We start from the raw sequence: 24,178 nt of genomic DNA, 5'->3' as shown, positions 1-24,178 counted from the left end.
TTCCTTTTTTTATTCTATTGATTAAGCTTTATATTTGATTCCTAATGCATTTAACATTGGCATTAAGAAGAAGTTAAATGGTTTGTTAAAGTGTGGTAAGAAGAACACGTCGGTTAAAGCAATTTCTGGTAATGTCATTTGTTTTTGAATTGCTAGAGCAAACATGTAAATTGTTTCAACGTGAATATCTTTACCTCATGAACCGATTTGTACACCAAGTAATCTTAAAGTTGTTTTATCATAAACAATCTTGCAAGCTACTTTTGATGCATCTTGCATAAATTCACAACGGTCATTGTCGATTCAATATTCTTCCCCAATATTGTCCGCATCAAAACCATTTTTAACCGCAACAGCTTTTGTGAATCCTGTTGAAGCATAGTGACAATCAAAAACATTAATTGCATTTGTCCCAGCTACACCAGGGAATGGTACATTCGCACCAGCTAAATGTAAAGCGGCAACAAGACCTGACTTAACTGCGTTTGTTGCTAATGCAGTGTGTTCATAATCATTTTTAACACAGTTTTTCATTGCACATGAATCACCTATTGCATAGATGTTTTGGTCGCTAATTGAACGTTGGAATTCATCAACTTTAATTGCACCATTTGGAGTTTTTTCAACATCTGGCAATGCATTTGTGTTAGGTTTAAATCCGATACACATAATTACTAAATCAGCTTTATATTCCCCTTTGTCGGTCACAACAGAAGAAACGTGTTCACCATCTTTAGATTTGAATTCAACAACTTTTTCATTCAATTGAAGTTGTACACCATCACGTTTCATTCTTTCTTCCATCTCAGAGGTAAACTCAACGTCAAAGTAATTTGGTACCACACGGTCTTGTAAATCCACTAAAGTAACTTTTTTACCTTTTTGATGGAATGCTTCAACTAATTCAACACCAATGTATCCAGCACCAACAACAACGATGTTTTTAACTTTTGGATCATTTGCTTTTTCAACAATCGCTTCTGCGTGTTGGAATAATTTTGAAAGCATAATATTTTTGTATTCTTTACCTTTAATATTAGGTTCAATTGGTCATGTTCCACCAGCAAAAACTAATTTGTCATATGTGTCTACAAATTCTTTACCAGATTCAAGATCTTTAACTAAAACTTCTTTTTTAGCACGATCAATATTTAAAATTTCGTGATTGATTTTTAAATCAACACCATATTTTTCTCTTAAAATTTCTGGAGATGAGTAGAATAAACAACTTGGATCTTTAAATAATCCACCTACTCAAATCGCAATTCCACATCCTAAAAATGATGTATTTGTATTACGATCGTAAGCTACAACTTCAGCATTAGGATTAACTGTTTTTAAAGTTCTTAAAAAAGATGTCCCAGCGTGGTTGGCTCCAACTACTAAAATTCTCATAATAACTTTCCTTTCTTTACATGTTATTTATTTAGTTTAATCATAATAATTTTAATTTAAAAAACTGGATTAACTAGTTTTTGAAATTTTTTTCACATTTATGAAATAAAGTTTCAGTTTTTTCCACATTCTTTTTTTTCTCATATATATGAATATAGGATTTAGACTCAAATGTTAACTAAAATTTCTAAATTTAGATCAAAATACAAATTCTAATTCTGAATGTTTTTTAACTTGACAAACTTGTTCTTAGTATTTTTATTTAAAAACTCCTTGCATATAATAAAAGCTAAAACTTTTCAAATTAATAAAAAATATGGTAAATTTTACTATATGCGAAAATTAGTTATAGTTGAGTCACCTAATAAAGTGGAGACAATTCAAAAATATTTAGGTGCAGATTACGATGTTGAAGCAAGCATTGGACATATCGCAAAATTAAAAACTAGCGGTTTGTTTGGTCTTGGGATTGACATCGAAAATTGAGAACCATCATATTCAATCGAACCCGATCGCCGTGAAATTGTAAAGAAGCTTAAATCTTTATCTAAAGATGCAGAGTGAGTTTACATTGCAACTGATCCCGACCGCGAGGGGGAAGCTATTGGGGAACATTTAGTCGATTATTTAAAATTAAATGATAAATATTCACGTGTAAAATACAACGAAATTACTAAAGATGCTATTTTAAAGGCTTTTGAGCATCCAACTACATTGGATGAAAATTTAGTAAATGCTCAAAAAGCACGTCGTATGCTTGATCGTATTATCGGTTTTAGATTAAGTCAATTAATTAAAACTAAAATTTCAAATGCCCCAACTACCCCAAGTGCGGGACGTGTACAATCAATCGCACTGAAGTTGGTAGTGGATCGTGAACGTGAAATTTTAGCTTTTATTCCCGAAAAATACTTCAAACTAACAGCTAAAATTAACGATTTAATTTTTGCTGATTATTTTAATGCTCAAAATCCAAGCGATCGTAAGGAATGAATCTTTCCTGATCAAATCAATGAAATCAAAAAATACTTTGAACAAGCATCAAAGGATTTATTAGTTAGTGATATTAAAGTGACTGAACGTAAAGTCCAAGCAATGACTCCATTTAAGCAAGCTGTGCTTTATCGTCGTAGTCCCTTGAGTTCAACTTCGACTCAATCAGCTGCTCAAAAACTTTACGAGGGATACGGTGAAGGTGGATTGATTTCATATCCAAGAACCGACTCAACTCGTTTAAGTCAAACCTTTGTGGACCAAGCACAGGGGTACATTAAAAACAAATGAGGGGACGCTTATGTTGCGGACAATGTTAAAGGATTCTCTGGGGACCAAGATGCTCACGAGGCTATTAGACCTACCGATGTAACATTAACCCCAGAATTAGCACGTAAAACCTATCCTCAAATGTCAAATAATGAATATACGGTTTATAAATTAATCTACGAAAATACTTTGATGTCATTAATTACTCAACCAATTCGTATTTCTAAACAGTACACATACTTAAATGGTGAATACACATTTAGAAATTCATTCTCGAGTGTTAAATTTGATGGATACTATGTTGTAACTGGATACGAGCCAGATTTACCTGATCCAAATTATGAATTAAATCAAGTGGTACCAGTTGAAGAATTTATCTTTAGTGACCATGAAACTAAACCAGCTCCACGTTATAGCGAGGGTGCACTGATTGAAGCTTTAGATAATATTAAAGTCGGTCGTCCTTCGACCTTTGCTACTACAGTAAAAAATATCAAAGATCGTTTATATGTTGTTAATGAAAATTCAACCTTAAAACCAACTCAATTCGGAATTGATGTATTAGATAAATTAACCAGTTCATTTAGTGATATTATTAATGAATCATATACTGCAAAAGTCGAAGAAGAATTAGATTTAATTGCTGAAAATCAAATTGAGAAAAACACTGTAATGCAGAGTTTTTGGGATGATTTTAACAACGTTTTTGATAAAGCAAAAGACACTATGGAAAAAACTGCATATGCTTTAGAGCAATTAGAAGAACCATGTCCTTTTGACAAAGGTGTTTTGGTAATTAGAAATAATAAAAAAGGACAAAAATTTGTCGGTTGTCTTAATTTTCCAAAATGTAAGTTTGCTGCCGGAATCAATTTAGAAACCAAAGAAATTATTCCAAACGCACCAAAAGAAAAGAAGAAATAGTGTAGTTTACTACACTTTTTTTATATAATTCAAAAATAAGGAGACAAATCTATGGCTGCTAAATTAGTCGAAGCAAAATGCAATATTTGTGACACACAATATTCATACGTTTTTGGAGTTGTGACTGAATTAATCGCGATTAACGAATTCTTAAGAATTATGATTCGTGAACAACGTAATGGACTTGAATCACTCGAAACTTGCACCGAAATCATTAAAAAAATCTTTGAAAAATCTGACGATTATAATCAAATGAATGATGAAGAAAAGTCAGTTTTTATTGAAAAAACATATAAATTCATCACTGAATTCTTTAACGATCAAGAAAAAGAAATTTTTGCAAATGAAATTATAATTAAAGCATCTTGTGAAATTTATCCATATGTTAATTTTGAAGACGTTAAAGAAGATAGACAAGTTCAAAATTTACCTTTAATTACTATTGAAACACTTAACAAAAAACAATACATTCGTACTTATCCAGGACTTTCATACGTTAACTTTAGTAACGATCGAAAATTAATTTTATGTCCAAAAGATTTACAATTAAGTGCAATCGTACAGGAGCAAAAAGATATTTAAACGCAATCAATTTGCGTTTTTTTATCTTTTTTAAATGTAATAATTAATCAGATATGATTCTAAATATAAATTTGATTTCAACAAAATTACTATTTAAAACGTTTCTTATAAGCAAAAAACTGGAAAAAATGAATATTTAATTTTCATATTATTTTTTATAAAAAGTCCTATTTTATAGTTGTTTTGGTCAAAAAAACATTTCCTAAAAAAATACTAAGGTTAAAAATGACTTTTAATACTATAAAATAATGCTAAAAATACAAAAATACTATATAATAAAATTGTATTAATAGATAACTGATATAAGGAGCGTTATGAAACGTTTACAATGTTTATATAGACCAAATGAAAACAAAGAATATCCATGAGCACTTAAGCATCCAAAAGTTAAGTCAGCTTTAGCTTTATTCAAAACTAGACAAGAAGCTACAGACTGATATTTATCTTTACACCTAGAATGTGTGTACTGATTCCAAAATGACAAGCAAATTTGAGCTGGACAAGTTATTTCAGGTAGAGAAGAAAACGGTGAATTTGAACACGAAGTTGTAGTAGATAATTTCGATGGTGCTATTTCATTTGAAGATACATGTAGAGAATTCCACATTAATCCTTCAACATGAAAACGTGATGAAAATGAAGAAAAAAGAAGAGTAGCAAGAATTCAAGATTTCAAATTATTAAAAGATCCTGAAAAATACTTCCCTGTTGAAGATATTAAAAGACCTGTTAGAAAAAGTAAAAAAGATATCGAAATTGCTGAATTAAAAGCTAGAATTTCAGAAATCTTATTATTACTTTCTAAATCTTCAAAAGACTACTCAAAAGAAATTCAAGAATTAAATGACAAATTAAACGATACATCATCAGATAAAAGCGAATTGCTAAAAAGATTAGCTGAATTACAAGCTGAAGTAATGAAAGAAAATCAACAACCTGTTGAAGTTGTCGAAAAAGAACCTGAAGTTGTTGAAGTTGAAAAAATTGTTGAAAAAATTGTTTACGTTGAAAAAGAAGGCGACAATGAAGTTAAAGTTGATTACCACAACGTTGCTAACTATGAATTAAGTGATCAAATTGATGCCTTAGCTTTATACTCAGAAAAAATTCAAGAAATTTCAGACAACTTAACAAACTCAAAAACAAACAACGAAGACTTAGCAGAAATTAAAGCTAACATTAACACAGTAAATATTCACTACTCAAAACTACAAAAATCATTATCAAAAAATCACGAAACTCAAAAACGTACAATCGAAACATTATTGTCAAACTTAAAAGCTAGATCATTAGCATTAATCGAAAAATTAGAATTAGATGAAAATGCTAAAAACACACCAACAACTAAAGCATACTTCCGTGACAACTTCACAAAAGACAATGTTTCAGTTGCTGAAGGTACATCATTCGTCCACTTAAATCAACAACATGTTGGTTTCGTAGAAAAAGACAAATACAAATATTCAGTTGATAAAAGTGCTAAATTAAGAAAACAAAAAGTAGTTATCTTAGAATCAGGTAAAGAAGTAATTGTTGAAAAAGAAGTTATAAGAGAAAGTTCAAAAGTATCTTCAATCTTATGATGAATTTTATCTCCTTTATTGTTAATTTCAGCATTAGTTCTTATTGGTCTATTAATTTACGTAGGTATCCATTTAAGTAAATAAAACACAAAACCACAAAAGTGGTTTTTATTTTCATTTTGAACATGAAATAAATGTGAAAATTTGTTTATCTTTTTAATAACATAATATAAAATAAATGGTATATTTAAGGAAATAAAATATATGCAAAAATTAGTAAATCATCTCAAAAATAGCGGTTTTGTTTTTCAAGGTAGTGAAATTTACGGAGGACTAGCTAACACTTGAGACTATGGTCCTCTTGGTGCTCTTTTGAAAGACAACATCGAAAAAAAATGAAAAGAAAACTTTATTTTTAACGAAGCGAATAATTATTTAATTGACTCGAAAATTTTAATGAATCCACAAGTGTGAGTAACTAGTGGACACGTTGCAAATTTTAGCGATCCACTTATTGAAAACAAAGTTAACGGTAAAAGATACCGTGCTGATAAATTAATTCAAGAAATTGATCCAAACTTAATTCCTGAAAAAATGACTTTTGAACAAATGAGAGATTTTTTAAATGAAAATCTTTTAGAATACGAAAACTCAAAAGCTCAATGATCAGAAATTCGTAAATTTAACTTAATGTTTGAAACTAAGCAAGGTGTAACTGAAGATACTAAAGCGACTGTTTACTTACGTCCTGAAACTGCACAAGGTATCTTTGTTAACTTTAAAAACGTTCAACGCACTATGCGTGCAAAACTACCTCTTGGGATTGGTCAAGTTGGAAAAAGTTTTCGTAACGAAGTCACACCGGGGAACTTTATTTTTAGAACTCGCGAATTTGAACAAATGGAATTAGAAGTGTTTACTCAGCCTGAACAAGCTGATTCAATTTTTAACTACTACATTGACAAATGTTACAAATTCGCCTTAGAATTAGGTATTAAAGAAAAAAGTTTAAGAATTCGTAAACATGACGACGAAGAATTAGCTCACTACTCAAAAGGGACAAGTGACATCGAATTTAACTTTCCATTCGGATGAGGGGAATTGCTTGGTGTTGCCAACAGAAGTGATTTTGATTTAAAATCACACATGCAGGCCACTGGGGAATCTTTAGAATATTTAGATCCAAGTGACAATAAAAAAATTATCCCATGAGTTATTGAACCAAGCATGGGATTAGATAGAATGATGCTTGCCGTTTTAGCTGATGCATACAATGAAGAACAATTAGAAAATGATGAGCGTATTGTTTTAAAATTAGCAAAAGATATTGCTCCATATAAATTTGCTGTTTTACCATTGGTCAAAAAACTCAATGATAAAGCAAGTGAAGTAATTAATCAATTAAAAAAATTGAACCAAAGTTTTACCTACGATGAAGCTGGTTCAATTGGTAAAAGATACAGACGTCAAGATGCAATTGGTACCTATTATTGTTTAACAATTGACTACGATTCACTTGATGATAATTGTGTAACAGTTCGAAACCGGGACACAATGGAACAAATTAGAATTTCAATTGATGAATTACACAAATTAATTTAGATTTAAAATAATTGAAGGTAATAAATGAGCACTCAACAAATGGATTTTTCTCAAATTATTGATAGTACTGATATTGTCGATGTAATTGGTGAAGAGGTTTCTCTTACAAAAAAAGGTAAAGATTACATTGGTTTGTGTCCGTTTCACTCTGACTCAAATCCAAGTATGAGCGTTTCGCCAGAAAAGAGAATTTTTAAGTGTTTTAGTTGTAATAAAGCTGGTAATGTTGTTCGTTACTTGATGCTTAAAAAAGGTTACAACTATTTAGAAGCTATTCAAAATCTAGCTCAACGTCAAGGTATCCACCTTGACTTTAATCGTTTTAATAAGGAACCAAAACTGAGTGAATCACAACAAGAGAGCATTCAAATTTTGTCCGATTTTAATGCTTATTTTAAAGCTTCTTTATTAACTAACCAAAAAGCACTAGATTACTGTAACTTTCGTCGTTTGTCAAATCAAGTACGTGAAAAATTCAACATTGGATTTATTACTAATGATGCAATTTTAAAATTTGGTGAAGAATTAAAATACGAAAAATTCAAACTTCATCAAGCTGGTTTATTAAACTCTGACCTATATCCTATTTTTCGTAATCGTTTAAGTTTCGGAATTTGTAATGAATATGGTCAAATAGTCGGATTTAGTGCTCGGACACTTGAAAAAGACGAAAAACCAAAATATATCAATTCAATCGAAAGTCAAATTTTTAATAAATCCAAAATTTTATACAACTTTCATAACGCTAAAGACGAAATCAAAGCACAAAAAAAGGTGTATCTAACCGAAGGATTTATGGACGTTATCGCAATTGATTCAATTGGTTATCATAACGTCGTGGCCCTAATGGGGACAGCTTTGACACAAGATCAAATCAACCTCATAAAAGGTAACGAAGCGATTTTATTTTTAGACAATGATAGTGCTGGTTTACAAGCTACTAAAAAATCAATTTTAGCTCTACTTAAAAATAAAATAAAAACCTATGTTATTCACAATACCTTTTCAAAAGATCCGGATGAAATACTTAATAAATACGGAAAAGACCAATTAATTAACCTTATTGAAAATAAAAAAGTTGGTGCAATTGACTATATTTATGCATGATTAGTCAAATTCTACAATCTATCAAATAACTCAAGTTTTGAAGATTTTAAAGAATTCAATGCTGAATTTGCACCGTTTTTAGAGAACGAAAATCAACAAATTCAAGAATTTTATTCAAATAAATTCTTTAATAATTACGGTTTCCATCTGAAAATCAAGTCAGTTGTCCCTGGGGAAACTTACGGATATTATTCTGACTCAAATGACTATGATTATTCATATTCCGAAGATGTGGACAACCAATATAATAAAATCATAAATGAACAAATAATCCCAAATAGTCCCTCACATTATAGTTCTCATACCACCAAAAAAGTGGTCATTAAAGGTACTGATCTCTTGTGAGGTAGGGACTGTTCAATTTTGATTTTGATGAATTTATTTCATAACAAAGATTTTTTCAAGTATTTTGTTAGTGAAAGAAACGCGGAATTCGATTTTTATGTTATTTTGAATTCGCTCCGTTATTTTAAAACTTACCAATTCTTTTTTGAACTTAAAAAAATAGTTGAAAAAAATCAGAATTTTGATTTAGTTCATTCTTTTGAAGAATTTAAAAAATTCGAACCTCAGTTTTTAAAATGAATCTTAAATGAAATTTATGTCTATGCTAATGATACAACCGTTTCAATTGACGAATTAAAAAAACTTGTTTGATCTGAGACGGAGTGATCAAGCACGAAATACTATACAATCCTAAGAACTGCAAATGACTTTTTAAATCAATTTAGTTCTGAATTAGAAAATTCTGCGACTACTTGAATTGCCGAAAATCTCAACAAATACAACGATCAAGAACAATTATCAAACGACTTTGTTTTCTCAACTGAATATGATAGTGATTTATGACTATTTGATTATAATTTCTTAAAGTTAATGATTTTACATAAAACTCACCTTATAAAAGACGAAAACGATTTAAAAGACAAACAAAAAACATATATAAAAAACTTATTATTAAAAACAAAACTAAAAAAGGAGCGAAATGAGTAAACACGAAAATATAATAAACGCGATTGATAGATATAGAAAATCATTAAAAAAAGAACATTTATCACAAGAAGAAGTCTATAACTTTTTAGAATCTAAAAATCTATTTATCGAAGATGAAGATGTCGCTGATGAATTATTGCAAGAATTAATGGAAATTGGAATTGTTGAAGATCATGTAGATGATGGTGATGAAAATGATGTTTCTTTTGACGATTTTGAAGGTGTTTCTGAAAAAGAAAAAAACAAAATTAAAAAAGAAATCTCAGCTGATGATGAAGAAGATGAAGAAAACTTTAAGGATTTTTCTGATGAAGACTTAGATTCTGACGTTTTTGATGACTTAGAAGATTTAGAAGATGATTTTAACGAAGATGAAGACTTTTTCGATGATGAAGATGAAGAAGAGTCTGATGAAGAAAATGATAAGGACGATGATGAAGATGAAGAAGACGATGAAGATGATAGCGAAGATGAATCTTTAGACGATCTTGAAGACTTAGATGAAGAAACTAATTTAGAAAACTTAGACTTAAACGCTCTAATTGATGAAGATATTGACTTAGAAGAAAACAACCACCAAAAACTTAAAAATCTTAATAACAAACTTACCGAAACTAATGATATTGTTAAATGATACATGCGTTGAATCGGTAAATATGGTGAATTATTAAAACCCGAAGAAGAAAACGAACTTGCTAAAATGATGAACAAAGGTGGTTTCAGAGGAAAAAGAGCACGTGATAAATTAATCAAACGTAACTTGCGTTTAGTTATTAATAATGCTAAAAAATACAAAAATCGTGGACTATCATTTATCGACTTAATTTCTGAAGGTAATGCAGGTATTTTAAAAGCTGTCCAAAAATATAACGTTGATAAAGGATTTAAGTTTTCAACTTATGCAACTTGATGAATTAGACAAGCAATTACTCGTGCAGTAGCAGACCAAGCTAGAACAATTCGTGTTCCTGTCCACATGGTTGAAACTATTAATAAAATCACAAGATATGAACGTGAATTACAACAAGAACTTGGTAGAGAACCAAGCGATGAAGAAATTGCTAAAAAATTTGGAAAAGATTATAACGCTGAAAAAGTTAGATACATTAGAAAAATTAACATCGATCCTATCTCACTAGATAAACAAATTGGTAAAGAAAATGATTCATCATTTAGTGACTTTGTTAAGGATGAAAGTGTACCAAACCCTGTTGATTACGCTTCACAGGAACAACTTTCTGAATTTTTAGACGAATTAATCGAAAATCACTTAGAACCAGAAGAAAAAGAATTAATTCGTAAGCGTTACGGTGTCGGAGTTAATGAAGATGGTGAAAAATACCGTGTACACAGTTTCGAAGAATTAGCTAAAGAACGTGGTGGTGTTTCAAAAGAAAGAATTCGTCAAATCGAAAACAAAATATTAAGAAAAATTAAAAACACCAAAGATGGTAAATTATTGAGGGACTTTCTTAAAAATTAATAATGCAAATTAAAAAAATTACTGATTATTTACTTAATAAATATCCACTTTCAAATGCTGAAATTTGAGATCCGACCGGCTGAGCAATCAAATTTCGTCTTTCAGAAAAATTAACTGGTGTTATGATTGCAATTGATTTAACTAAAGAAGTTTTAAAAAAAGCAATCGAATTAAACTGTAATTTAATCATCACACATCATCCTTTTTTATTCGAAAAAACACGTGAATTAGAACTGTTAAAAGCTCCTTATAAAAAAGAAATGATTCAAATTATTAAAGAAAAAAGAATCAATGTAATTGGTTTTCACACAAATTATGATAATGATGCTTATGGTACTAGTTATCAAATTGCACGTTATCTAGGAATGCAAAACAACGTGACCTACAAGGATTTTGGATATCCTGTTTCGGTATCATATAATATTAAATTTAACGATTTAATTCAAAAATTAAAAACCGATTTATTACTGAGTGATTTTCGTACAAACGTGAGTGATTTAGAAATGAATTTAAGCAGAATTGGTATCTTAAGTGGTAGTGGTTACATTACTGAAGTTAACAATTTTTCAAGACTAAATTACGACTTAATTATTACCAGCGATATCAAATGAAGTGACTGAATTAATTACGATCAAATTGGTGCAAAAGTGCTAGAAGTACCACATTTAGATGAACAAGTTTTTGTTTGAGATGTCTATGAACAACTTAGATCTAAATTTCCTGAAATTAATCTAAATTTCATGAATTTAGCAGTACCATATAAAAATATCTCTTAATAAGAAAAAATACAAATTGACCAAAACTGTTGTAAAACAGTGATTTTGGTCAATTTTTATTTCTTGAAAGTCTCCTAAGCGTATGTGAGCTTTTTTGTTATCATTGTTATATAACAATGATAAGCTCTAAAAAAGCTTAAAAGGAGTTATTATGAGTAGTAGAAAAAACAAGATAAAAAGAAATTTAGCTGGTGTCATATTCGTATCAGCTTTTTCGTTATTGGCAGCTTCATGTACTAGTCCATTCGGAGCTAAAAAAATCCCTAGTTCAGAAGATGCTAACGTCAAATACGATGACAAAAGTGATGATAACTTTGGTGAAGTGGTTAGATATTCTGATCCGGATAATTCAAATGTTATCAATAACGACAACAAAAACGACGAAAATTATGTTGAATCTGTTGCTAAACTAACCCCAACTTCTGCACTTCCAGTCGAAAAACAAAAGTCAGAACACTTCATTACTGCGGACGATAAAATTCGATACGTGGCTATTGGGGACTCTATTTCTGCCGGTTTTGATGGTACACTACCACGGGACTTTGAAGGTGAATTAGTTAATGGTGAAATTACCGGAGCTAGTTTTCCAGCTTACTTGGCTAGATTACTCAACGGCGAAAATAATCGTGTTGAATTTTTCAGAAACCACGCAAAAACAGGTAGCGAAGTTCAACAATGATTTGAACTTTTAAACTACGATAAGAACATTGACAAAATCGTCCCAGAGTCAGAATTAATCAAAAAATTTGGTACCAATTGACGTGAAAAAGCTAAAGAAATTATCGAAGACTTAAAAAATGCTAACCTTGTAACTGTCACCTTAGGGGCTAATGACTTGTTGCATAACTTACTTAACGCGGTACGTGATTCGGGACTACTGGGTTCACTCAAAAAAATGATTTCAAGCGATCCGGAAATAGGCGGGACATTTTTAAGTATCAAAACTATTTTAGATCATACCATTTTAGAAACTTCGAAAAGATGAGCTAATTTAGTTGCTAATTTACGTCAACTTGCTCCTAATGCAAACATTAACTTAGTTTCATATCCAATGCCAGTTTTAAAAATGAAAAATGTTTTTGACACAGCATTTTCAAACTTAATTGGAATGAAAGATTTTAGTATTACTGACTACTTAATCAAACAACTTAACAACGTTTCAAAAGTTAATGCAAAAAGAAATAATGTTAATTATGTTGATGTTTTTAATAATTCTTTTTGAAGTAACAACACTGACCGTCTGGGTACAATTTGATTTGATATTCATCCCAACAGTAACGGATACAAGAAAATGGCGATGGACATTTTCTTAAAATTAACTAATCCCTCACTAAGAAACCAAGACTATAAATCATTAGGTGAATTTGATTTTTCACAAGATTACTTAATGAAAGATTTTGATGCACTTAATTACCAAATTGAAGTACCAAACTACAAAGAATATATTGCAAAAGTAATTGGTCGTACCAGTTTTGATTACATTAATAAAAAATACGATTTTGATAAACAAATTGATCCACTTAGAGATCCGAATAACTTCGGTTCAAAAATTAACAACGAGATTGTCAAATTCTCTAAAGCAGCAACTTCTGCACTTAAATTAATTCAAGACTCACCAACTCTTAAAGAATACGATCCCGATGGATTAATCATTAACTTTATTACTGAAAATGGCGGTAAAAGAGTTAACCAATTTTTTGATTGAATCGTAAATTCAAACTTCATTTTAGACTCATTAAATGATGTTCAAAAAACACTAACCGAACTAGAAAAAACTACGCGGATTGACCAACCAAAAACCGTGATTGATGTTTTTGTAAACTCATTTACAAAACCAGAAAGAATTTTAAAATTAATTAAAAGTCTAGCAAAAAGCGATTTTATTCAAGAAAATAAAAATGAAATCAAGAACTTGGCTAATGTTTTAGCAAATGGTAAATTATCAGAAAAAATCTACTCACTCCTTATTGATAAAGTACCAAGTTTAGTCGCTCCACACACTGAGAAATACGGAATTACTGAAGATTATATTCGTTCAATTTTAAGCGAAACAATTACTCAAAATGATGTAGCGAATATTTTAATTGCTTTTGTTAATGACTTTATTGATGCAGCTGATGAAATTCAAGAGGTTAAATCATACCGTGAATTAGTATTCTTAATCTTAAGAAAAAACAACGTTTTCAATGCAATCAAAAACAGTGCCTCAAAAATTGTTGAAAAACTACTTGAAAATGAAGTTGTTCGCACCAATATTACCGATATGTTGATGAAATTCTTGAAGTCAAAACATCTTGATACCAACATTGAATCGGCTAAATTACACAATTTAGTACAAGATTTAACATCATTTATTAAAAATAACCCTACTGCAAATGGACTACTTAAAAACTTTGTAACTAGCTTAATCGTTAATATTCAAGCTAACATTTTAGAAACTGATGATATTTCATTAATTGTGAAAAATTCACTTAAATCAGCAGTTTCAGCTACATCTCAAGACTTATTTAAAGATAATACAATCAATAAATTGATTAATGGTTTAATTGAAAGTCGATTGGTGACCAAAAATGCTGCAACAATCAAACAATTACTAAAAAACTTATTGTCAAATCCAGACAATATTATTGATAAACTTGTTGATAGCTTCTTACCACAACCATCTGATTCAAGTTATAAATTCGTTGAACGTGAAAATGTTAAAGATTTAGTGACATTCGTTCTAACTCATCCAGAATTTAAGTCAATTGCAAGTTCTTTAATTGACGTTTTAGTTGACAATATCAATAATTTTGCTAACGTGCAAAATAGCAAAGACCTTGCCTTTGTGTTATTAAAATCAATAGTACAAAACACTGACAAGCAAAAATTGAAAAACTTCTTGAACTCAATTTTAAATTACGTACAAGAACGTGGCATTCTAAAAAATATCATCAAACGTTACTTTGAATTAATTGGACTTAATAGTGGTATTGAAAAATACGCAAAATTAATCAATGACCTTAGTGTTCAACTCGACAGCTTCATTAATGACTATGCAATTGTAGATCAATTAATTGACCAGTTATACACAAATGTACAAAATTCAATTTCATCGAATGACTTTTTCAATAATCTAACTGCTTTATTTACTCCAGTTTTAAGTAATTTAATCCAAAGTAATGAATTTTCAGTTGGAATCTTATTTGATAAATTATTCAATTCACGTATTTACAATGAAAATTCTGAAGCTATCTCAGATTTAATTTCAGCTTCATACGATTACCTAAAAAATAAAAAAATTTTCAGAACTATTATTAATGCTTTAGTTAACAAAATACCACCTGCACTAACTCAATACATCTCTTTAGGTGAATTACAAAATTTAGTTTACGAATTAATTCGTAGTGAAGAAGTTGATTCAATTTTCAAAGCTTTATTGCAACAATTAATTACAAATAAAGAATGATTTAAAAAATTACCTAACTGAAGTGCAGCAATTGGTTCAATTTTACAAAACGAGCAATTTAAAAACCTACTTAAAAACCAATTGCCAAGCGTAATTAATCAATTAGCTCACAATTCACAATTTAGTCGAATTTTGGTTGGACTATTAAATAACTGAATCGTACGTAATCACCTTGATACAAATATTAGTGACACCAATGCATTGGTAAATCTTTTCTACAATGTTGTACGTGACAATGTTTTAGATTCTGCAACAATCAATAATTTAATTGCTGAAATTATTGATGCTCTAGCTGCTCAAAATTCTGAACAGGGCTCAAACTTTGGTTCGCAAATTTTCAAATTATTGGAAAAATCAGCTTGACGAATCTTCAAAGACATCATCAACAATCCACAAGTGGAAGCTAAATACACTGACATTCGTCAATTGGTAACTAACATTTTTAATCACTACTCAAGTCCTGCCAAAATTGTTGAATTAGTTGCATTCATTCAAAAATTCCAAATCCTTCCTGAATTTATCGATACTAAAACACTCGAAACATTCTTGCAGAATTTAATCACTCAAGCACAAGTTAAAGAATTATTCTTGAGCTTACTTGACCAAATTCACAATAACAAAGCAGCATATAGTCAACTTGATTCATTCAACGAATTAGTTAAAGCAATCTTTGTTGATAATCAAAGTCCGTTTGCACAACAATTCAAAACTTCAACTAAATTATTAATTACTCAAATCATTGAAAATAAAGCAACTAAAGATTTATTAACTAAATCAATTACCAATTTAATTAAAAATCAAAATAATGCCAACGACTGAATTTTCGAAGGTGTTTCAGATCTTGAAACATTAGTTTCAAACTTAATTTCAATTATTAATAATCTTGAAACTGAATTACAATTCAAAGAAAACTTAAGCAATGTTTTAATTACCAACTTTGCAAATAACGGTTTTAAATTTAGTAAATTCGACTGAAGTGGACTATTTAGACAAATTATTAGTTTTGATAATCCGACTCAAACCGAACAACAAATTATTGCATTAGTTAAAAAAGTTGCGGCAACGCCTGAGTTTACAACTTTAGCAAATGATTTAAAACAAATTTTATTCAACGTTTACAATCGCTTCAAAAATCACGACGGTACAATTGAAAAATTCGTTGAAAATCTTAACCTTTTATTTCCAAGTTTAGTTGAACCAATTTTCAACTCACAACAGAACTTGGTTAAATTAATTAAATTCTTAGTTAACAACCAAGATTTTGATGCTATTTTTAAATCACTTGTCGGAAACATTTTTAATAATGTGCAAAGCTTATCAAATGCAAATAGTTATGGTGATTTAATCAAATTAATGCTACAAAACTTCGATTTTGATTCACTTCAACAAAACTTTAAGAATTTATTTAACGAGTTAATCACTAATGACGTGACTAAGACAATCTTAAAAGAGATCTTAAGTAAACAAATTGCAAAATATGTAACTACTAATGCAAGTCAAATCGACAACTTTACGACTAAATTAGTTAACGATTTACCGCAAATTTCACAAATTTTAAGTTTAGCAGATACAATTATTCCGAACTTATTTGCAAAACTAAAAGAAATTCAAACCAGCACAAATCCTTTAGAAGTATTTGATTCACTCATTTCATCTATTTTTAAAGACTTAATCGATAAAGTTTCAGCAAATCCATATCAATTTGTCAAAAGCATTCTTGACTTACCAAGCATTTCATCACACCGTTCTTTAGTTGCTGAATTAGTCGAAAATCTTTACGAACAAATTTCAAAATCAATTAATTGACAACCAATTGCACAAAAAATTGCCAAAATCTTATCTGACAAATCAAATTCTTTAGTCGATCAAACTGAAGTTTCAGTTTTAATTAATTCAGTTTTATCAATTCCACAAACTCATTCAATTATTAAAAAATTAATTGCTAATGTAATTAACACTCCTGAGATTTTAAATCAAAGCGACACAAACAAATTACTTGATCAATTATTATTTACTAATTCAACAAACGAACAAATTGCTCCATTTATTAGTGAAATTTTAGACACTATTTTACCTGATCAATTAAGCAATTTAACTATCACACTGTCGAATTTAATTAATAAGCAATTGCAAAAATTCAATTTATCATTAACTCAAGACGAAGCTAAAACAATCACTAGCGATTTAATTAAATTAATTAAACAAGTTGCTGAAAAACTTGGCGGATTCTCACAGTTAAGCACTAAAATTGGTGAATTACTTGCTCAAAGTACTTCAGTTAGTGATTTTACAAATAAAGTGATTGCACACTTTAGTTCATTATTTAACTTAAGTGATTACTCATGATTCAAATTAATTATTAGTAGTGAATTAGTCCAAAATAACAAAGAACTACTCAAATCAAAAGTTGTCGCATTGGTTGATTTTCTAGTTACAAGTGAAGAAGTTCGTGCAAAAATTAAAGAAATTGACTTAGCTACAAAAATAAATTCACAAGATACTTCAATTAATGAAACCTTTAAATCTTTAGTTGATAAATACTTAGCAAATGACGATCTTAAAACCTTATTTAAAAATGCGATTGAGTTCCTATTTGATAATGTCGAGGCAATTAGTCAATTCAACTCATACAACGAATTAGTTCGATTTATTCTAAAACAAAGAAACTTCTGAAGTCAAAATCAAGATTTATTAGTTTCAATCGTAAAACAAATCTTGAATGACGAACAAATTCAAAGCTTAATTGCTAAATTTGCTGATTCATACACAGCTAAGGACGAGTGAAGTTGAGTTTTTGAAAAAGTAACAAACAAAAGTGAATGAATCAAACAAGCGATCAAATCACTTGTTCAAATCGAAAGTTTCATCAACTTATCAAACAAAATTATTACTCCATTAATTAATTCAGACGAGTCACAAAACTTTGAAACAAATAACTATATTAATAAAGTTATTGATTTATTTAAAAATGAATTTAATAATGAAGCAACAATTATTAATTTAATCAAGCAAATAGTTAATACTCCATTACTTAACCAACAAAAAGATAATACTTTCCAAATTATTAAGAACATTTACAACCGTTTAGCAACTAATGAAGAATTATTAGATAAATTATTAGGTATTATTCCAAGTTCACTCAAATCTCAAATCAATAGTTCAATTACTGATGTTGAATTAAAAAACTTAATTCAAAAAGTATTGACCAATAGTGACTTTAAAAATGTGATTTTTAGTGCATTAGATTCAGCTAAAAACAACTTACAAAATCTTAATAATGCAAGCAGCTACTCAGATTTAATCAAAATTTTAGTTGCAAATATTAATTTTGATACAAGCAAAGTACAAATCAAACGTGTAATTAACTCATTGCTTGCAGATTCTAGCGTTCAGAGAATTTTCGGTGATTTTGTACGTAATTGAATTAGTAACAATTTAGGAATTGATGCACAAGATGCACAGTTAAATTCCTTCACTACATCATTAGCTCAAAACTTACAAAATCTTTTAAACACTCAAAATGTTTATGATGAATTACTTGATATCATCTTTAACAAACTAAAAACCGCACAAGCTAGCGATGACTTTTTAGGTAATTTTGCAGGTGTATCAAGTGAAATTATCAATTACTTCAAAACAATGGAAAATCCAATTGGATTTATCAAGGAAATTCTTAATCAATCTCCATTTAGCACCAATAAAGATTTATTAGCAAAAATTCTAAATAAACTTTATGACAAATTTATTAGTACTGAATCAATGGTTAATAAAGCAAAAGAGTTGATTCAAAATGCTAGCTCAAATGCGACACTTAATAAATATACCGATGCTAATGAACTAGCGGAATTATTTGTCGAGTTAATTAATAACAAAGACTTTAACAACATAATTCACACAACCATTGAGAATTTAATTACTAACCAAAACTGATTAAACAACAGTTCAGATTTAGCCTCATTAAGCTTTGCAGCACTTAAACAATCACAAATTTTCAATAATTCGCAAGGTTTAAGTAATGTAATTAACACGATCTTAAAATCTCCGAACTTACAAAATACTTGAGCTAAAGTTTTAAATACAGTTTTAGCTCAAAAAGTTAGTCCAAATATTACAATTACTCCTGCTTTTGCAAAAGATTTAATTACTACAATTACTAATGTTATTAACCAAAACGGTACATTAGCAAAAATTATAACTGCTGCAAATACTGCTTTAACTAGTTCAAACAATTGAAATGAATTTGTAAATTCAGTCTTTAAGGAAATTGCAAAAGTAATCGACTTTAAAGATTACTCATACATGCACGCATTCTTGCAAAGTAATTTTGCTCTCACACACAAAGATGAATTACACAATTTAATTAGTCAAATTTTTGATGAATACATCAAAACTAATGACTTGAGTTTCATTGACAATTCGTCAATCTTTAACTCACTTGCTAAATACAACATCAACACTAATGAATTAATTACTTTAATTAAAAACACAATCAAATCTGATTCAGTTAAAGAGATTTTATTATTAATTAGTGACGATTTAAGTACTAACTTAACACAATATCGTTTAGCAAATTCATACAATCAATTATTCAAATCAATCATTCAAAATGTAAATCAAAACGGTACACTTGAAACCAAAATTGTCGCAATCGTGAAAAAGATTATCAATGATTCAAATGCTAAAGAATTAATTAGCAAAATCATTTCTCAAGAACTAAACAATGAAAAAATTGCACCAATTTTTGCTAATCTGCGTGATAAAGATGGTTTAATTCGTGATTTTGTCAACTTATATGACACTTTAGATACACACTTGGATTTAAGTGTCCTAATCACTCGTGCATTTTTAATTAATGCTTCGGAAAATGGATTGGAATTCAATTTCTCAAGCATCATTAGTTCAATTTTTGGAGCAATTAAACAAAAATTCACTGGTGACAATGCAAATCAATTGATTTTCAACTTGCTTCAAGATCTTTTAAGTTCTGACTTTATTAGTAATAATAAAGATGACATTAAGCAAATTTTCAAAAACTTATTTAACTTGTTTAAAACTAACGACGAATTTACCAATAATTTATTCAACCTACTTATTCCAGAATCATCAAGACCAAGTTTGGAAGAATATATTAGCTTCGACGAGTTTAAAACAGTGGTGAAATTTGTAATTAATCATGCAAGTTTTGAACGTATTTTTAACAATGTAATTACCAAAACACTTGATAATGTTGAACAACTCAAACAAGCGACTGACTTGAATGATTTAATTAAGAAAGTACTTAATAACATTGATTTTAATCAAATCAAAAATGACATTAAGACCTTAGTAACTGATTTATTAACTCAAAATTCAATTAAAAACATTTTGAAAAACACCTTGAGAAAAACATTGCAAACTAACGGAGTGACAATCGATGCAAATGTAGAGAGCTTCATCAATGATTTTGTTGACTCAGTAAAACAAATTCTCGATGCAATCGATTTATTTGATCCGATTTTAGATAAAGTAACACAAGTACTTAATGAATCGAAAAACTCTCCAGATGCAACAAATATCATTAGCCAAATTCAAGATGCAATTTCAAGTTTAATTAAAGAAAAAGTTACAAATAATGTTAAAGCGTATGCTCAAAAAATATTAGCAATTCCAACAATTGCAAATCATAAAACTACAATTGTTAAAATCATTAACCAAGTTTTACGTCACTTGGTAAATAATGACACAATTACTTCAATTGTTAATAAACAAATTAACAAATTAGAGATTACAAGCAAGATTTTCGAATATGCTGATGGCTCAGATTTAAAACTTTTAATTGATCATACAATTAAAGCTGAAAGTTTCTTAAATCTAGTTGAATTAGTCTTGCCACAATTAATCGATAATCTAGATTGACTTGATCATCTCAATGAACCAATTGAATTAATTAAATCGATTTTAACCTTACCAAATCTAATCGAACAAAACAAAAATAATGTTAAAAATTTAATTAACACTATTCTGTCAAACGAAAACTTTGGTGCTATTTTAGTTAAATCAGCTAAAAAACTTGCACAAGAGCAAAATCTAGATTTATCATCAGTGTCAAACTTTGATCTTTTAGGAAAATCATTTAGTAAAAACTTAGTTCCTTTACTTCAAAGCTGAGGAATTTATGATGATTTAATTAATAACACTTTAAATGTGTTTAAAGATGCTCAAAATTACACCGATTTAGCAAATTCAATAATTAACGCGGTTAAACCATTATTTGATTTTAGTGACTACAAATTCGTTAAAGGAATTTTAAATAGTGAAATTATTTTAAATAATCAACAAGCTTGAAAAGATTTATTTAATACTTTAATTGATTATTTAATTAATGATGAAAATAAAATTGATACTTTATTAAGCAAATTAGATCTTAAAAAATCATTGCTACCAAATTCATCAATTTCAAGCGAAACATTAAATGGTTTAATTAAGAAAATCCTTAAGAAGGATGAATTAGTACAGTTACTCAAAGGTGCTCTTGCAGTAGCGGTTGATTCAGCACCAGAGCTTAAAAATGCAAATTCATATGATGAATTATTCAAAATGATTTTTGCAAATTCAACAATTAAGCAACAAATTAAAACTCCTTTAATCAAATTATTAAAAGTAATTTTAAATGATGATGAAATTGTCGAATCGGTTGCTTTAGTTGCTAAAGAATTTATCAGCTCGAATTCGAACTACAGCTGAATGATGAATCAAGTTTCTCAACCACAAACCTTGATTAAGAACATCATTCAACTAGTTCCTGATTTAGACGAACAAATTGATATCTTTGACAAACTATTCGACTCAATTAGTAGTGAAATTGCTCAAAATGGATTTTCAATTAATCTTTCAAATGTCGCTAATAGTCTAATAAGCAAAATCAAAAATGTAATTTCACAAAATCCAGATGCACAAATTACTCAATTACTAAAAGTATTAATTAAAAATCCACTGTTTGCAAGCGAAGCTAATGCTAACGATTTAAAACAATTTATCAAAAATATTCTTAATTATCTTGCTGATAATAAAGTATTAAATGATAAATTAATTTCAGCTTTAGGTGCTAAGACTAAAGCTGAATTAAACAAATATATCAGTGATGAGCAAATGAGTGCGGTGATTTCAAAAATCTTAAAATCACAACCTATTTACGATTTAGTTACTGATATTGTTGATTTCTTTAAAGCAAATCAAAATTCACTTGAAGATGTTAATGATTTATCATCATTAATAAGAACATTGTTGTCAGATTCACAACAAAATGAACAATTCAAACAACACATTAAAGATTTAATTGAATTCTTATTAAAAGATTCAACAATCATTAATACACTTAAAAATGTTGTAAATTACTTCTTAAACTTTAGTGGTGTGGACACACAAGATTCTAAAGTTGTAAACTTTGTTAATGCGTTAGTTGTAGATATTAGTGCATTCTTAAAACGCATGGACTTATTCGACAAACTTGTGGATCCTTTAATTGATCAAATTGCACAAACACAAGATATACTCGGATATTTAAGCAATATTACTTCAATTGTGACAACTAATTTAGACATTAGTAACTACAAAGTCTTTGCAAAATTAATTAACGATCCAATCATTGATTCGCACAAACCAGCAATTAAATTTATTGCTCAAAGTGCATTTGATACATATGTTAAATCAGATGGAAAGCTTGAAAAAATTCTCTCAACCTTAAACATAGCCAAAATCATCGTCGGTTCAGATGCAAATGTCGATTATGATTTAATTAACCGCGGAATCACTAAAGTTTTACGTAATGAAGAATTATTCAAAGTTGTTAATGTTCTAATCAACTCAATTGTTGATTCAAACAAGCAATATGCTCAATTAAGCACTTGACATGCCGCAATTCAAAAATTCTTATCATCAAATGAAGCTAAAAATATTAAAACTAATATTTTAAATTGATTAAATCAAACCATTGATGCTGAAAATCCTGATGCTAAAGGTGCAGTTGGACAAATTTTCGCTTCATTCTTAAATAAAGCAGGTATTAGGACTAGCTCCGAAGATGGTCAACTGTTATCTCAAATTGCTTGAGGTGTATTAAAAGGATTAAAAGAACAAAATAAACTTAGTCAAATGATTAATAAAATCTTTGATAAGGTTCAAAAAATCGGATACTCAAATGATGAACAATACATGAATGATCTTAAAAACGCAATCCGTCTTGGTGCTTTATCAATTATTACTACCGATGATGAATCGCAATATGATTTAGGTAAAATTCTTGACTTAAATGCTCTAATTAGATCTATAATTCTAAATAGTGGTGATGCTAACTTTGTTGACTTTGTTAACTTATTATTCGATCGAAGTGATTTAGCTTCAAGAAGCGGAATTTACGGAATTTTGGAAAGTTTATTAAAAGGTTCTAGTTCTAGTTCATCAAATTCTAAACCAAGTGGAGTTCATGTTGGTGCTACAATTTTCACAGCATCTTCACGTGCACAAACTTTAGTAAAAGAATTAGTTGCACCTTTCTATAGACAAATGCATTTAAAAGCACAACAAAATAGATTACCGAAATTCATTACTGACGATTCAAGTTATCGCGCTTTATTCAGAGTTAACGAATTCTTATTATGATTCTTCTACAAAAACAAACCAAGTATCGTTTCATTCTGAAATACAGCATTAAATAGAAGCGATACCATGGAAGGAATCGTCAACTTAGGGAACGAAAAAGCTTTTGATGAAGCTAAAAGTTGATATCCTAATCCAGCTAATACAGAAAAAGCAAAAATCGGATACTCAGGTAATAGTTTTAACAAAGATTATCCTTTCGGAAGTAGAAATAATTGAACAAGCAACTCAAACTATAGCAATGATCAACTTCTTGCTTACATTTACTGAATGAATTCAAATCCAAAAGATCGTCACGATCCACGTAAAACAAAAGAACAAGTCCTTTGAGAAGCTTTTGAAAAAGGATATATCGGAAACAAGAGATAATTTTACACTTAAACTAAGTCGCATTCGTGCGGCTTTTATTTTCCTACCTGCGTTTCAAAGTTGTAATGAAGAAAAACGA

At 29.2% G+C, this 24,178-nt stretch carries 9 protein-coding genes; 8 read left to right on the top strand and 1 reads right to left on the bottom strand.

From position 1 onward, the window contains the following. Positions 1 to 21: 21 nt before the first annotated feature. Complete coding sequence (locus BLA55_RS00340; RefSeq protein ID WP_073372149.1) at positions 22 to 1,395, bottom strand: FAD-dependent oxidoreductase; 1,374 nt, start codon at positions 1,393 to 1,395, stop codon at positions 22 to 24. A gap of 333 nt (positions 1,396 to 1,728) precedes the next feature. Here BLA55_RS00340 and topA point away from each other — a divergent pair, with 333 nt between their 5' ends. The 8 genes from topA to BLA55_RS00300 all read left to right on the top strand — a co-directional run bounded on the left by topA (position 1,729) and on the right by BLA55_RS00300 (position 24,099). Further along, positions 1,729 to 3,582, top strand: coding sequence for a type I DNA topoisomerase (gene topA / locus BLA55_RS00335; RefSeq protein WP_073372148.1), 1,854 nt, complete (start codon positions 1,729 to 1,731; stop codon positions 3,580 to 3,582). A 51-nt stretch (positions 3,583 to 3,633) separates the two neighbouring features. Next, on the top strand, positions 3,634 to 4,164 hold the full coding sequence (locus BLA55_RS00330; RefSeq protein WP_073372147.1) for a hypothetical protein: 531 nt from the start codon (positions 3,634 to 3,636) through the stop codon (positions 4,162 to 4,164). Positions 4,165 to 4,478: 314 nt separating this feature from the next. After that, positions 4,479 to 5,831, top strand: coding sequence for an MAG3090 family protein (locus BLA55_RS00325; protein ID WP_073372146.1), 1,353 nt, complete (start codon positions 4,479 to 4,481; stop codon positions 5,829 to 5,831). Positions 5,832 to 5,951: 120 nt separating this feature from the next. Then, positions 5,952 to 7,289 (top strand): glycine--tRNA ligase, encoded by a 1,338-nt coding sequence (locus tag BLA55_RS00320; RefSeq protein ID WP_073372145.1) that lies wholly within the window; start codon positions 5,952 to 5,954, stop codon positions 7,287 to 7,289. A gap of 24 nt (positions 7,290 to 7,313) precedes the next feature. Then, the gene (gene dnaG, locus BLA55_RS00315) at positions 7,314 to 9,389 is read left to right on the top strand and encodes a DNA primase (protein ID WP_073372144.1); all 2,076 of its coding nucleotides are present in this window, start codon (positions 7,314 to 7,316) and stop codon (positions 9,387 to 9,389) included. Continuing rightward, complete coding sequence (locus BLA55_RS00310) at positions 9,382 to 10,872, top strand: RNA polymerase sigma factor (RefSeq protein WP_073372143.1); 1,491 nt, start codon at positions 9,382 to 9,384, stop codon at positions 10,870 to 10,872. The genes dnaG and BLA55_RS00310 overlap by 8 nt, the downstream gene beginning before the upstream one ends. Before the next feature lie 2 nt (positions 10,873 to 10,874). Then, a complete protein-coding gene (locus BLA55_RS00305; protein WP_073372142.1) occupies positions 10,875 to 11,648 on the top strand; it encodes a Nif3-like dinuclear metal center hexameric protein in 774 nt (257 codons plus the stop codon). 151 nt (positions 11,649 to 11,799) lie between these two features. Next, positions 11,800 to 24,099 carry an SGNH/GDSL hydrolase family protein gene (locus BLA55_RS00300; RefSeq protein ID WP_073372141.1) on the top strand — a complete coding sequence of 4,100 codons (12,300 nt, stop codon included), beginning with the start codon at positions 11,800 to 11,802 and terminating at the stop codon, positions 24,097 to 24,099. Positions 24,100 to 24,178 lie beyond the last annotated feature (79 nt).

Origin of the sequence: Mycoplasmopsis pullorum (genome assembly GCF_001900245.1) — a bacterium.
Taxonomy (GTDB): domain Bacteria; phylum Bacillota_I; class Bacilli_A; order Mycoplasmatales; family Metamycoplasmataceae; genus Mycoplasmopsis; species Mycoplasmopsis pullorum.
The sequence above is the reverse complement of the archived record's forward strand: the minus strand, read 5'-3'. Positions and strand labels throughout refer to the sequence as shown.